The following is a 13864-nucleotide window of genomic DNA, read 5'->3' on the forward strand; positions in this document are numbered from 1 at the left end:
GTTCAACGTCGGAGTTCAGCGGGCGGCGAAGCCGTCCGCTGCAGCGAAAGGTTAGCCCTGTTGCGCATAGTGACAACCCAATTCGATGCCTCGACTGAGCGCTACGTGCAGGTTTGGATCTTGGACCATGGCCTCCAAAGGCAAGAACTCTGCAACCGCTGCCGTCTTCCGCGCCTGCCCAAAGTATTGCTCCGTGCCGGATCCAACCAAGTACACCGCATACACCTCTGCGAATTCCTCTCTAGTGAGCGAGTCCAACTCATCAAAGATAGCAACGCTGTCCTCGCAAGGGATGGCTCTTTCGCCATCGAGCCTACCAGCGCGAGCAGTGGCTCTTGAAACGAGATAGTGGACAACCGCGGCGACGGAATCTGTGACCATAGGGCTAACGTTTGAGTTAGGCCGCTTTGGTTGCATGTCGCATGACTCTTTTTTCCTAGCCTGCAAGTTCCGGTTCTTCATTGACGCTGCTCTTTGAACCTCAACCATTCTTCCCAGATTCCTTTCGACATGGCATCGAAGTGCTCTGGTGTTGCCGACGTGTCGAGTTCGAACCATCGGTGGAACTCTTCTTGCACGATAGTTTTCACATCGTCCTGTGACCGCGCACTTTCTAGGCGGGGAAGGATTGTTCCGACCTCCGGGTCGTATTCATCCATGTTGCTTCCGAAGTTGATACCAATTGGATCGATTTCGAACAGTAGCCTCGAAACCCGTTCGAACAGTGACTTGTACTTGCGTTTGATCGATTCGCGCTCGTGACTCATAAGCGGCCTAACGTTGAAAATAACCGGCGCCGCGCCGGAGCGGTTGAGGAAACGACGGGTGTTTCACGGCGTCCGGGTTGATTGACCTGTTGGGCGTCAATAGTTGCGCACTACCGACCATGCCACACCCGGATAACGCGACCGTCTTTACGTTCAATTTCAGCCTCGGCAGTGCCACCACGAAAGTGAGGAGGAATAGAGCCTGTCACATGCCAAACACCAGATTCAAGCTGCGCGTGAAACGGTTGCTGTTGTTTAATTTTATCGGCGCCGGAGATTGGAATGAATACGGCAACAGCAATTGCAATAGCTGTTTTTTCATCGGGTACCAAGCCGGATGGTGGCTCGATGTTCGATTGCGCGCTTGCTGCAGCTGCTATTGAAAGTGCCAAACAGCAGATGAGAGTGCGCATGGTTTTCATGACGCCCAACTCAATATGTAGAGACACTATCGTGTCTCCCTAACATCGCATTTGTCGCCCTAACATGGACAGCCAAATGCGGTCGAATCCACCTCCAGGCTTGGGTCTTCTCAGTTTGTAGTGGGCGGTTCAAGGCCATAAAAATTTCAGAAAAAGCAACAGAGGGGGCGTTGCACTATATCCCGGCGATACCTTGCAATTTGTTTTGCGATTGCTCTCGTTTTTGAAGGCGGTCATGCGTCCTGCGCCGCTGGCCGGGATGTGCCCCCGGCGGCGCAGTAACTTTTATAGAAACCCGCGAAGCGGGTTTTCTTTTTGTGCAAAAGGCGTGCTTTGCACGCGGGGGTCGCTCACTTTGCGTAGCAAAGTTACGCGAACACCAAAAGTCACCAAAAGAAAGGCGCCCCCACTGTCTGCGCCCCGTCGCTATCGCGTCGGGGAACCTGCGGTGCGCGCTTTGGGCGGGGTCTGGCTAAATTCGCCTGCGGCTCAGACAACGCCAGCCCTGATCCGCCCAAAGCTGTGCTCCTCGGCGCATACAGAGGGGGACCCCGGGGATCGGTGGCGCGCAGCGCCACATCGCGCCTAGGGCGCGAGCCCGGCTGCGCCGGGCCGGGGTTGGCTGTTGGTATTGGCTGTTTGGCTGTCCGCTTGCTGGGTCCCCTCTGTATGCGCCGAGGAGCGGAGCTGGAAGTGGATCAGGGCCCGCGATTGTCTGAGCGCAGCGAGTTCGAGCGGGACCCCACTTTCAGCGAGCACCGCAGGTTTCCGTAGTGCCAGCGAAGGACGCAGACAGTGGGGCGGCCTTTTCTTTGGTGCCTTTCTTTTGGCCGCGCAAAAGAAAGGTACTGCGCCGCCGGGCGCATCACCCGGCTGAGGATGCCAGAGACGCCAAACCTGTCAAACCCCAAAGCAAATTTGCTCATCTTTTGATAGCTACTGGCGCAGATACAACCTGCGCCAAAGCCACTTTTCCCTTAAAGATTCCCAGCCAAGCCTCCCGGCCGCCGGAAATCTTCCGCACCGCTCAATGAACGGATACGTCAGCGCAACTCTGGCGTAGTTCTCGGCGAATGGCGTGCAGGTCCTCTTTCTGGTTGGCAGGGCAGCCCACATCGCTGAGCAGGTATGGGCCAACCTCGGAGAGGCGACGGGCGCTGGTGTGCTGCGGGTGCTGGACTTGCCAGGCTTCGCGCCATTGGTTGAAGAGGCCAGCGGTGCTGTCCAGCCAGGAGCCGTGGGCGGGGGCATGTTTGAGGAAAGGCAGGTGCATGGGGGCTTCCGTATCGGTGTGGAAATACCCTAATGCTCGCCAGCCTGTGTTTCATGCGCGCTGCACGCATGTTTCAATTGTTTCAGCGGGCTGCTAAGCCAGCAGCGCAGCCACCTTGGCCAACAGGTCCGCGCGGGAAAACGGTTTGTCCAGTGAATCGCAACGTGTGCTTTTCAGAAACGCGTGCGCGTCGGGTGACAAGGTGTCGCCGGTGACGAACAGCATGGCCCGCGCCAGCCGTGGGTGGGCGGCAGTTACTGCGCGCCACAGGCCGGCGCCATCCATATCCGGCATGCGCAGGTCGGAGACGATGGCGTCAAAGCGCGCCGTGGCCAGCATTTCCAGCGCCACCGCACCGGATTCGGCGGTGGCTACCTCGTAGCCGCCGCTCTCCAGCAGGTAGCGCATCAGCTTGGCCAGCTCGGCCTCGTCGTCCACCACCAGCACGCGCTGCCCCTGTGCGATATAGGGTTCGGGCAGCGGCGCTGGCTGGCTATCGGCTTCGGCTTCGCCGCTGATCGGCAGGCTCAGTCGAAAGCTGGCGCCGCCCTGGGTAGGTGTTGGCTCCAGGCTCAGGTCACCGCCATGGTCGCGCGCCAGGGTGCGCGACATGGCCAGGCCCATGCCGGTGCCGATGCCCTCGGGCTTGGTGGTGAAGAAGGGAGCGAATAGACGCTCGCGGGCCGGTACCGGTACCCCGGGGCCGTTGTCGGCCACGCGCAGCCAAACCCGCGGTTCGCGGTTGCTACGTCGTAGCTCCAGCCCGGTCTGCACCTGCACCCGGCGCATGCCCTGCACGCCGGCCAGCGCCTGCTGGGCATTGACCAGCAGGTTCATCACCACCTGGCCGATCTGGTCGCCGTCCACATTCGCCACCGGCAGGCCATCGGCCAGGGCCAGTTCCAGCTGGATGCCGTGGGTGCGGTAGCCGTACTGCAGCATGTCGCAGGCGGCGCGGACCATGTCGTTGATGGCCACTGGCCCGCGCTGCGGCGGACGGCTGCGCGCCATGTTCAGAAAAGTGCGCACGATGCGGCCACAGCGTTCGGCTGCCTCGCGGATGCGCTGGGCGTCGGTGCTGAGCTCGGGCATCTCTGGCAACTGGGCGCATTTTTCTTCCAGCAGGATGGCCCGGCCCATGACGATGGCCAGCGGGTTGTTCAGCTCATGCGCCACGCCGGCTAGCAGGCTGCCCATAGCGGTGAGTTTCTCGCTTTGCCGCAAGGCTTCGCGCTGGCGGTCGATCTGGTTGGCGGCGGCCTGCCGTTCCGACAGCTCCTGTTCGTGCTGCTTGCGCGCCGTGTGGTCTTGGCCGAAGCAGGCCACCTGCAATACCGGGCCGCCGGTGGGGGCGTAGGGCACCCAGGTTTCGCTCAGGTAGCGCCGTCCCATGCCGGGCAGCTCCACCCAGCCCTCGCTGCGCAGCGATTCGCCCTGGAACATGCGCTCGGCCAGCGGCAGGTAGTTGGCAAATGCTGCCTGGCCCTGCACCTCGGCCAGAGAGAGACCCAGTACCTGGTCGGCGCTGCGGCCCAGAAACTGCAGCAGTTCGTAGTTTGCATATACGTAGCGGTGCTCGCGGTCCAGTACACCGAGCTGGGCGGTTACGTGCTCCAGCAGCATGTTGCTGAGTTGTGGGTCCAGCAAGAGTGGAGGGGCACCATGCAACTGGGTTGGACCGAGCGAGTGGAATGTACGCAGGGGCGGCATGGTGCAGGCTTGCTAGTCGGTGCTGGCCGGCACGAACACGTAGCCAACGCCGCGCACGGTCTTGATCAGTTCGGGCTTGTCGGGGTTGCGCTCAATTTTGCGGCGTACCCGCATGATGCGCAGATCAATAGAGCGGTCAAACACATCCCAGCCGCGGTTGTGCGCCTGCTCCATGATCTGGTCGCGGTTTAACGGTCGATTGGGGTGCCGGGCAAACAGCACCAGCAGGTCGAATTCGGCGGCGCTGATTTCGATCTCGCGGCCATCGGCATCCAGCAGCCGGCGCTGGTCCAGGTCCAGTGCACAGTCGCCAAAGCGCACCCGGCGGCCGGCAGGGATTGCCTCCAGCGGGGCTGGCGCCGTGTCCATCAAGGCCGCTGCAGCCGTCACATCGGCACGGCGCAGCACGGCACGCACGCGGGCCAGCAGCTCACGCATTTCAAAGGGCTTGGGCACGTAGTCGTCGGCGCCCAGCTCCAGGCCGACGATGCGGTCCACCGAATCGGCCGCAGCGGTCAGCATGACCAGGCCCATGCGCGGATGATGGTCGCGCAGCCAGCGCGCTAGCGACAGGCCGTTTTCTCCGGGCATGTGCACGTCCAGCAGCGCCAGCGCCGGCACGGTTTCGGCTATCAGAAGGCGGGCGGCAGCGGCATTTTCGGCCGTGCAAACCGCGAGGCCGTGGCGGGTGAAATACTCGGCCAGCAGCGAGCGCAGCTCGGGTTCGTCATCGACTACCAGCACCAGGGGGCTGGCATTGCCTGCGGTGTGGAGCATCGTGGGGTGGAAGGAAGGCGCATGCCGGTTGAATCAGTGTAGCGAGCACCCTCGGTTCGTGCTACGCCTGGCTAGGCTATGGAGTGCTGTGCCCCTCCCGCTTCCCCAACTTTAGGGATGGAATCCTGCGTACATATGGTGTTTTTCTCCGTTCACAGTGCGCTGATAGCATTGGACTGAAAGTCCCGGGAGGCGGCCAAGATGGCACGTGATGTGCTGTTGAAGCGTGTTTTTTCCTATTTAAGGTCCACTATGAACATTCGCAAAAGTTGCCGCTTACTGGGTTGGGGTTGTGTGTTGCTGCTGTTGGGTGCCTCGGCCCAGGCGCAGAACGTGCTGGACACGATTTTGAAGAACAAAAAGGTCACCATCGCCGTGCCGCCGGACTACCCGCCGTATGGTTCCATGGGCAAGGACTTTCAGATCCAGGGGCTGGATGTGGACGTGGCCAACTACATTGGTGCGAAGCTGGGCGTGGCGGTCAATCTGGTGCCGGTGATCAGTGCCAACCGTATCCCTTATCTGGAATCCAAAAAGGCCGATGTGGTGATCGCCACACTGGGCAAGAACCCGGAGCGCGAGAAGCAGATCGATTTTGCGGCAGCCTATTCGCCGTTCTTCCAGGCCATCTTTGGCGGCAAGACCATGCAAGTCAAAGGCTTTGCAGACCTGGCGGGTAAAACGGTTGCGGTCACCAAGGGTTCGGTGGAAGACACGGAGCTTCGCAAGCTCGCGCCAACCAGCGCGGACATTCGCAGTTACGAAGACAACACCAAAACAGTGTCCGCCTATGTGAATGGGCAAGTGGACTTGATTGCCGTGGGCGCGTCCGTGGCGGGCAATATGATGCAACAGAACCCCAAGGTCAGCACCGAGTTCAAGCTGTTGCTGAAAGACAGTCCTAACTATATCGGCGTGGCCAAAGGGGAAGACAAGCTGCGTTTGGTGATCAACGGCATCATCGCCGACGCACGCAAGAATGGTGACCTGGACAAAATGGCGATCAAATGGCTGGGGCGCCCGGTGGGTGACCTGCCCCAGTGATTCTGTGCCGGCCGGGCACTAAACGCGCCCGGTAAATGTCCAGCTTATTTGGGCGCGGCGCTGCCCGTCCATTTGATGGAAATCTTGTCCAGCTCGCCGGAGGCGCGCATTCTGTCGATGGCCTTGTTCAGCCAGTTGCGCAGTTCGATCTCGGGCAGCTTCACCGCCATGGCATTGCCCTGGTTGAACAGCGTGAACTTCACCGCCAGCTTGGCGTCCGGGTGGCGCAGTATGGCTTCCCGGGCCACGGTTTCCGGCAATACCACCACATCCACCTGGTTGGCCACGACGGCCTGGAAAGCCAGGGTGTCGTCCAGGTAGCGCTGTAGCTGCATGCCGGCCAGATTGGTCTTCAGCAGATAGCTTTCCTGGCTGGAGCCCTGGTTCAGGCTGACGCGCTTGCCGCGCAGCTCGTCCAGCCCGGCCAGGGGCAGACTGGCGTTGGCGACTGCCACCATGCGAAAGGCGTTATAGGGTTCGGTAAACAGCACCAGCTTGGCGCGCTCGGGTGTGGGCGCCAGGGTGGCGACCAAAAAGTCCACCTTGCCATCCAGCAGGGCGTTGATGCGCGCCGGCGGTGGCAGGGGGATGAGCTCGGCCTTCACGCCCAGATAGCCGGCCAACACCTGGGCCACATCGATGTCGTAGCCCACCATCTGGCCCTTCTCGTTGGTGGAGCCGTAAAGCGGCTGGCCGGCCAGCACGCCTATCCGCACCCAGCCACGGCTGGTGATCTCGTCGGATGTCAAAGCGCAGGCTTGCGTAGCCAGCCACAGCAGGGCGCTGCCCAGCAGGGGGCGAAGAGTGAGAAGCAGGCGGCTGTCTTTGCGCATGGTGGTGTGTCTCGCAGGCATGGAGGCCGTGGGGCTGTTGCTACACCCTTGTCTGCGCAATCGGATGTTCTCTTTATATCGACATACGGCCCGCCATCTTGAACGAAAGAGCCCTCAGTGCCTGGGGTAGGACGCAGCCGCCGCGATGGCCAGGCCGGCGTATAGGACCAGGGCCACGCCCAATAGGCTTAGAACTACCGTCATAGGTGTCTCCGGTTCTTGGATAATGCAGGGTTTGCGGGCCTGCCCCGTGTGTGGCTGCCCAGCTGCTGGCCGGATTGTGGAAGCCCATTGTTTCAGCGGTGTTGCACCTGCTTGGCCTGGCCTGCAGCCCATCTCCTTTGCGACCTTCCGCTGACCGGCGCCGTAACCGTGGCACGGGCACCCCCTCATTCCTTACCGAACCTCACTGAAAGATGGCATGCAAGACGAAATGACGCCCAAGGGCAAAACCGCACTGGTCATAGGCGGTGGCCCGGCTGGCCTGATGGCGGCCGAGGTGCTGGCACAGGCTGGTGTCGCCGTGCAGCTGTTCGACGCCATGCCCTCGGTGGGGCGCAAGTTTCTGCTGGCAGGCAAGGGCGGTTTGAACCTGACGCATTCCGAGCCCGCGGAGCTGTTCGCCAGCCGCTTTGGTGCGCGGCAGGAGCAGGTCGCACCCTGGTTGCAAGACCTGGGCGCTGCGCAGCTGCGCGACTGGGCCCAGGGCCTGGGTGTGGAGACTTTTGTGGGCAGCTCCGGCCGCGTGTTCCCCAAAGACATGAAGTCAGCCCCGCTGCTGCGCGCCTGGCTGCACCGGCTGCGCGCGGCGGGTGTGCAGTTTCATATGCGCCACCGCTGGGTGGGGCTGGAGGGTGCTGCCTGGCATTTCGAAACCCCCAAAGGCCCGGTGCAGGCCATGGCGGACGTGGTGGTGCTGGCCCTGGGTGGCGGCAGCTGGGCCCGGCTGGGTTCCGATGGCGCCTGGGTGCCCTTGCTGCAGGCGGCCCGCGTGCCGGTGCTGCCGCTGCAGCCAGCCAACTGCGGCTTTGACGTGGCGGGCTGGACAGAGCATTTCCGCAGCCGTTTTGCCGGCCAGCCGTTCAAGACCGTGGCCCTGTCCTTCACCAATGCGGCCGGCGACAGCTTTCGCCGCCAGGGCGAATTCGTCGCCACGGCCACCGGTATCGAGGGCAGCCTGGTGTATGCCGCCTCGGCAATGGTGCGCGATGAAATTGCGCTGAACGGCAGCGCCACCGTCTACCTGGACCTGTTACCCGACAAAACCGCCGAACGTGTGCTGGCCGAGGTGAGCCACCCGCGCGGCACGCGTTCGCTGTCCAGCCATTTGAAAAGCCGCCTGGGCCTGGACGGCATCAAGGCCGCCATCCTGCACGAGCTGCTGGACAAGGCCAGCTTCCAGAACCCGGCCGCGCTGGCCGCTGCCATCAAAGCCCTGCCGATCCGCCTGGTAGCCACACGCCCGATCGATGAGGCCATCAGCAGTGCCGGCGGTGTGGCTTTCGAAGCCCTGGGCACCGACCTGATGCTGGAGCCGCTGCCGGGCGTGTTCTGCGCCGGCGAGATGCTGGACTGGGAGGCTCCCACGGGCGGCTATCTGCTCACGGCGAGCATGGCCAGCGGGCGTTGTGCGGGTCTGGGGGCTGTGAAGTATTTGGGCCGCTAGCGCAGATTCTGCCTGTGCAGACAGCTATTGAAAATATAGCTATTCGTGGCGCACAGCGGATACACCTGATTACCAACTTGACTGGCAATTGGCGGCTTTATGCCCAATTGGGGGGATGCGTGCCGAGCGGGGCTGCGCCAGAATGCCGTAGCGCCCAAGCATAGAAAAGACCCGAGGACACAGGCTGGCGATGCGCGCTACAAGGCACGTGGGGTGGGGAGGCAGAAAAAGAAAAGAGCGGTTGCAAATTGCCTTACAACCGCCCGCAGAACACATGGCCCAGGCGGCAACCTGGGCCATGGGCGTACCGGGTCCGACACACGTTCGGACTGGGCACGAAGCTGCTGCAAGGGCAGCATGTTTTTATTGGAAACCGGAATGCGGTGGATTTTACAAAGCCTGGCGCAAACCGCCAGGGCTTTGGCCGCAGACCCCCGGTAAAGCGCGGGCCTAAGCATCCATCCCCATTTTTTTTGTTTTTAGCCTTTTGAGGCTCTTGCGCGCTTGCTATCTATACTGGTTGCTACTGAAAATGTAGCAAGCGACAGTGCAAGGCTTCAGGGTGCATGCCCGCTGGGCTCCACAATCACCAAGGCAATGCCGCAGACCAGCAGCCCCGCGCCGGCCCAGAACGCAGCGGCCGGACTTTCGGCAAAGAACACATAGCCCAGGGTAGGACTGAACAGCAGCAGTGAAAAGCTGCCGGCCTCCACCGCCGAAGCATCCCCTGCGCGGTAGGCGAAAAAGTAGGCCAGGTAAATCCCCGAGGCCGACAGCGCCACCAGCGGCAACAGGCCCCACAAAGCGGATGGCACGCTGGGCAGGCTAAAGCCGCTGAGTACGCCAAAGCTGATCCAGCAGGCGGATTGGCTCCAGGTCAGCACGGCGATGGGATGTTCCGAGCCAGAGTATTTCTTCAGCACCACGCCCAGCATGGCCTCCATCAACGCGCCGAACAAGGCCACCAGAGCGGCCGGCTGGAAGGCGGCGGCGCCGGGCTGCAGAATGGTCAGCACGCCGCCAAAGCCTACGGCCACCCCCAGCCAGCGCAGCCAGTGCGGGCGCTCGCCCAGCAGCCATACGCCCAGCGGCAACATGAACAGCGAGCCCGTCATCAGGTAGGCGCTGGCCTCGGCCAGAGGGAGGTGCGATACCGCCCAGGCTGCGCAGGCCGCCGAGGTCACGATGAAACCGGCACGCAGCAGATGCATGTACGGGTTGTGTGTGGCAATGATGCGGCCTCTGGTCCATAGCACAGCGGGTATTTGCAGCAGAAGGACCAGGCTAGCTTGCAGAAACAGAACCTGCGTGGGAGCAACGCCTTCGGCCATCAGCCGCTTGTTACAGGCGTCCAGCACCGACCAGCACAGCATGGCCAGCATGACGAGCAGCACGCCACGGGTATTGCCGGCCAATTGCAGCCAGCGGGTTCGAAAAAAATGCAGCATGGGAGTGTCTGAGAATTTGGCTGTTGGCGCAGGTGTTATCTGCGCTGATAGCTATCTAATGTATAGCAATGTGCTGGATAGCCAGCGGCTGCGCATGCACATCGGGGGGATGCGCCACAGCGGCCATAGGTTCAGAATGCGGGCACCGCTGCTTCCAGGCCGCTACCGGTTTGTATTGACGGCGCAAGGAGGCCGCCATGCCCGCAACGTCCAGCCCGCTACCCGATAGCCTGCATGCCCTGGTGGAGGCCGAGAGCCAGGCCGTGGCCGCACGCCGCAGGCTGGTGCTGGGCGAAGTGCAGGCGCAGGCCGATCCTGCCGCGCTGGAGCTGCCGCGTGTCGGTGTGGCTCTGTCGGGCGGCGGAGTGCGCAGTGCCACGTTTGCGCTGGGCCTGCTGCGCGGCCTGGCCCAGAACCGCAGCCGGCCCGCCCAGCCGCCTGCGGCGCCACAGCGGGACCTAGCCAGCGACGGCCTGCTGGGCCGGGTGGATTATTTGTCTACCGTGTCGGGCGGTGGCTATATCGGCGCCATGTGGGGGCGCTTGGTGGCCAGTTACGGAATCCAGCGGGCGCAGGCCTTGATGGCCGGCAGTGGTTCGCCGGTGCTGCAGTGGCTGCGCCGCAATGGCCGCTACCTAACGCCGGCCGGCTCGCGCGATACCGGCATCGCCGTGGCCACCTATTGGCGCGCCTGGCTGGCCATCCATATGGAATTCATGTTTACCAGCATCCTGCTGGGGGCGCTGGTAATTGCGCCGCATTTGCTGCAGCACCGGCAGCGCTGGCTGGATGCCTGGGCCCCCTGGGGCACGCCCTGGTGGGTGTTTGCCTTGCTGTTCTATCTGGCTTTGACGCCGGGCCTGGTGGCCGGCTACTGGGCGGTGCGCGATGCGCCGCCGGGCGGGCCCATACGCCGGCGTGGACCGGGCTTGCGCGGCGGCATGTTTTTGCTGGTGGCGGCCCTGTGCACCGTGCTGCTTTGGGTGCAGGTGGTGGCGCTGGGCTGGACTGCTGCGCTGCGCGACGGCCCGGGCTGGCTGAACCTGATCGCGCTGGGCATGGCATCCCTGACCCTGGGGCAGGCCTGTGTGGTCGGCTGGCTGTGGTTATCGCGCGGCGCGTATTCCTTGCGGGTGGCCTTGGTGCGCCACCATCTGACCACGGCCTTGCGCGCCGTGTTGCTGGGGGTCTTGGGTTTGTTGCTGGTGGGCTTGCTGGACTGGTGCAGCTGGTGGCTGCTGGAGGCGCTGCTGGACGATCGCAACCTGCCCTGGCTGTGGCGTGGCGTGGGGGTAGGGGGCCTGGTGCTGCTAGTTCTGCGCAATCTGGTGCAGCCGCTGCAGCAGATGGCGGCAGAAACCAGCAAGCAGGCGCAGGACTGGTTGCCGCGCATAGTGAATTGGGGCAGCCAGCTGGGCTTTGGGCTGCTGGTGATGTTCTGGCTGGTGTTGTTGCAGTGGTTTGTGTTTTCACCTATCACCTTTCCCGCGTTCAGCGATATGCCGGCCACCTTGCGCCTGCTGCTGTTGCTGTCGGCCTGGGCGCTGTGGATGCTGCTGACAGCGGGCAACGCGCAGATGGCCAACACCTCTTCGCTGCACAGTTTCTACCGGGCCCGCTTGGCACGGGCCTATTTGGCGGTGGGCAATCCGGTGCGCCGTCTGGACCAGCCCAGTCAGCACCACCCCAGTGTCACCCAGGTGGTGGAGGGCGACGACCAGCGCCTGGGTACCTATGCGCCAGAATTGCAAGGCGGGCCAGTGCATTTGGTGAATACCTGCCTGAACCAGACCCGCGATGACCGCAGCGGCTTGTACAACGCGGACCGCAAGGGCACGGCCGTGACGGCCAGCTGGCGCGGTTTCGAGATCGGGCCTGATGCATTCATGGCCTTGCGCCGGCATCACGACGCCGGCTCTGTGGGGCGCTGGGTGGCGGTGTCGGGGGCTGCTGCATCGTCTGGCGCGGGGGCTTACACCTCGCGCGGGCTGGCGCTGTTGCTGTACCTCATGGGGGTGCGCCTGGGTTACTGGATGCGGGCCCCGCAGGAGCACGCCAAGCTGCGCTGGGGCAGCCGCCTGGCCTGGCTGGGTATACCCAAGCCGATGATGCTGGTCAGCGAGGCCTCGGCCACCTTTTTCGGCCTGGACCGGCCCTGGTGGTATCTGTCGGACGGCGGGCATTTTGAGAACACGGGTGTGTATGCGCTGCTCAAGCGCGAGCTGGATTTCATCATCTTGTCCGACGCCAGCTGCGACGCCAACTACGAGTTCAGCGACCTGGAAAACCTGGTGCGCAAGGCACGTATCGACTTTGGCGCCGAGATCGACTTCTACAGCCATGCCGAGGCGGCGCGCAAGCTGGTGTCCGATGGCAGCGGCGTTACCGTGCTGTCACCCGAGGACATGCCCAACAACCACTCCTGCCGCGGCGTGATGCTGGCGCGCATCCGCTACCGCGAGCGGCCGGGTGCCGATGGTCGGCCCATGCGGCCCGAGGGCACGTTGCTGGTGGTCAAGCCGAATCTCCATGACGCGTTGGATGTGGATGTGCTGGCCTATGCGCAAAAACACCCCAGTTTCCCGCACGAGTCCACGGTGGACCAGTCGTTCGACGAAGCCCAGTGGGAGAGTTACCACCGCTTGGGCGAGGACTTTGGCCGCGCACTGACCGACGACTGGCTGGGTCAACTGCCCGGCTGGCGTAGCAAGGCCCGGCATGGCATCGACGTGGCGGCACGCCTGAGCGGCGCCAGGGTCGGCGATGCCGCTCCCAGCGAGCCCGTGTGGCGGCGCGGTGCGCGGGCCGCGGCCATTGGTACCACGCTGGGCCTGGGCGCATCGGGCACGCTGGTGTTGTCGCTGTGGCAGGTGCAAGACCAGCTGCAGCGCCAAAGCCATGACGACCAGACCGAAACCCGCCAGCTGTTCATCAAGGTTTCGGAAGGCCTGGCCGTGCAGGATTGGAGCTGTCCCAAACTGCCGGAACACCTGCTGACGCAGACCCTGGACTTGCTGCAGCGCCGCGACAGCCCGGCCATGCGCCCCCTGGACGCCAAGGGTGTGGACCGCCTGGTGCAGCAAATGGCGCAGCAGTGCGAGAAGCCGGTGGACAGCGGCACCGAGGCCGCGATGGCGCCAGACTGCCGTGCCAACTACCAGCGCATGCAGGAACATTTATGCAGCGAGGTCAAGCGTCCGCTGGGCGATGCATCGGCCATGAACTACTGGCTGCCCCGGGATGGGCCCGAGCAGCAGGCGCTGGATGCCGACAAAAAATGGAAACAGCTGGCCCAGTATTGGGATGCGCCGTCGGTCTGGGCCCTGCTGCACAAGGAGCCGGCGGTGGTGGCCTCGCTACCTGCTCCAGTGGGCACGCCGGGCCCTGCCATACCCGCCAAGCCTGCCAGTGCGGCACCGGGCACCGTACCGCTAGAGGCAGGTATGCCCAGTGCCGAGGAGGTCTCTCAGGCCTGCAGCCGGCCACCGGGCAAGACGCTGGTCTATATGCAGGTGTACGACGCCGGGTCTTTGCTGGCGGCGAATACGCTGCGTGACCGCATCAAGTTGGTAGCCGACCAGGTGGCGGGGGCGGCGGTGCAGATCGCCCCGGTGGAGAACGTGGTGCGCAGCGCCGATCTGCGCCAGCAGCGCCGCCCTGTGCCGTGGCCACGTGCTACTTTTTTGCTGCACGACCGGGGGGATTTGGCGGCGAAGAATTGCGCCCAGGTGCTAGCCCGCTTTGTCGGCGAGCCCTGGTCTCCGCCTGGTACGGTGCCATGGATACGTGATCTGCCCGACCGGTTGCCGGCTACGCCTGGGGTACTGGAGCTGTGGTTGCCACCGATGGCAGTGCAAAGTGCGGGCTTGGCGACCACGGATCCTGAGCTGGCGCGCATGGTCCGGGCCTATGCGCCGTGAGCAG

11 protein-coding genes are annotated in these 13864 nt (G+C 63.4%); 3 read left to right on the plus strand and 8 right to left on the minus strand.

The genetic code is table 11. The features are described 5' to 3' along the window. Positions 1 to 51: 51 nt before the first annotated feature. The 6 genes from AC07VY_RS04430 to AC07VY_RS04455 form a co-directional block, all read right to left on the minus strand. A complete protein-coding gene (locus tag AC07VY_RS04430) occupies positions 52 to 381 on the minus strand; it encodes a hypothetical protein (RefSeq protein ID WP_495096592.1) in 330 nt (109 codons plus the stop codon). A 77-nt stretch (positions 382 to 458) separates the two neighbouring features. Continuing rightward, the gene (locus AC07VY_RS04435; protein ID WP_495096591.1) at positions 459 to 767 is read right to left on the minus strand and encodes a hypothetical protein; all 309 of its coding nucleotides are present in this window, start codon (positions 765 to 767) and stop codon (positions 459 to 461) included. A 110-nt stretch (positions 768 to 877) separates the two neighbouring features. Then, positions 878 to 1189, minus strand: coding sequence for an NTF2 fold immunity protein (locus AC07VY_RS04440; protein ID WP_495096590.1), 312 nt, complete (start codon positions 1187 to 1189; stop codon positions 878 to 880). 1027 nt (positions 1190 to 2216) lie between these two features. Beyond that, positions 2217 to 2462: a hypothetical protein gene (locus AC07VY_RS04445; protein ID WP_495096589.1), complete on the minus strand. Its 246-nt coding sequence runs from the start codon at positions 2460 to 2462 to the stop codon at positions 2217 to 2219. A gap of 93 nt (positions 2463 to 2555) precedes the next feature. Beyond that, the gene (locus AC07VY_RS04450) at positions 2556 to 4172 is read right to left on the minus strand and encodes a sensor histidine kinase (RefSeq protein WP_495096588.1); all 1617 of its coding nucleotides are present in this window, start codon (positions 4170 to 4172) and stop codon (positions 2556 to 2558) included. A gap of 12 nt (positions 4173 to 4184) precedes the next feature. Beyond that, positions 4185 to 4949 carry a response regulator gene (locus AC07VY_RS04455; RefSeq protein WP_495096587.1) on the minus strand — a complete coding sequence of 255 codons (765 nt, stop codon included), beginning with the start codon at positions 4947 to 4949 and terminating at the stop codon, positions 4185 to 4187. A gap of 252 nt (positions 4950 to 5201) precedes the next feature. On the opposite strand from AC07VY_RS04455, the gene AC07VY_RS04460 reads away from it, so the two are divergent. After that, a complete protein-coding gene (locus tag AC07VY_RS04460; protein ID WP_495096586.1) occupies positions 5202 to 5993 on the plus strand; it encodes a transporter substrate-binding domain-containing protein in 792 nt (263 codons plus the stop codon). Positions 5994 to 6037: 44 nt separating this feature from the next. Here the strand turns inward: AC07VY_RS04460 and AC07VY_RS04465 are convergent, their stop codons facing one another. Further along, positions 6038 to 6826 carry a transporter substrate-binding domain-containing protein gene (locus tag AC07VY_RS04465; RefSeq protein WP_495096585.1) on the minus strand — a complete coding sequence of 263 codons (789 nt, stop codon included), beginning with the start codon at positions 6824 to 6826 and terminating at the stop codon, positions 6038 to 6040. A 421-nt stretch (positions 6827 to 7247) separates the two neighbouring features. On the opposite strand from AC07VY_RS04465, the gene AC07VY_RS04470 reads away from it, so the two are divergent. Continuing rightward, positions 7248 to 8492 carry a TIGR03862 family flavoprotein gene (locus AC07VY_RS04470; protein WP_495096584.1) on the plus strand — a complete coding sequence of 415 codons (1245 nt, stop codon included), beginning with the start codon at positions 7248 to 7250 and terminating at the stop codon, positions 8490 to 8492. A 557-nt stretch (positions 8493 to 9049) separates the two neighbouring features. Here AC07VY_RS04470 and AC07VY_RS04475 read toward each other — a convergent pair. Beyond that, entirely contained in the window at positions 9050 to 9940 is an 891-nt protein-coding gene (locus AC07VY_RS04475; protein ID WP_495096583.1) for a DMT family transporter, read from the minus strand. 197 nt (positions 9941 to 10137) lie between these two features. On the opposite strand from AC07VY_RS04475, the gene AC07VY_RS04480 reads away from it, so the two are divergent. Further along, complete coding sequence (locus AC07VY_RS04480; protein WP_495096582.1) at positions 10138 to 13860, plus strand: hypothetical protein; 3723 nt, start codon at positions 10138 to 10140, stop codon at positions 13858 to 13860. Positions 13861 to 13864 lie beyond the last annotated feature (4 nt).

It is taken from the genome of Rhodoferax sp. GW821-FHT02C08 (assembly GCF_059421805.1).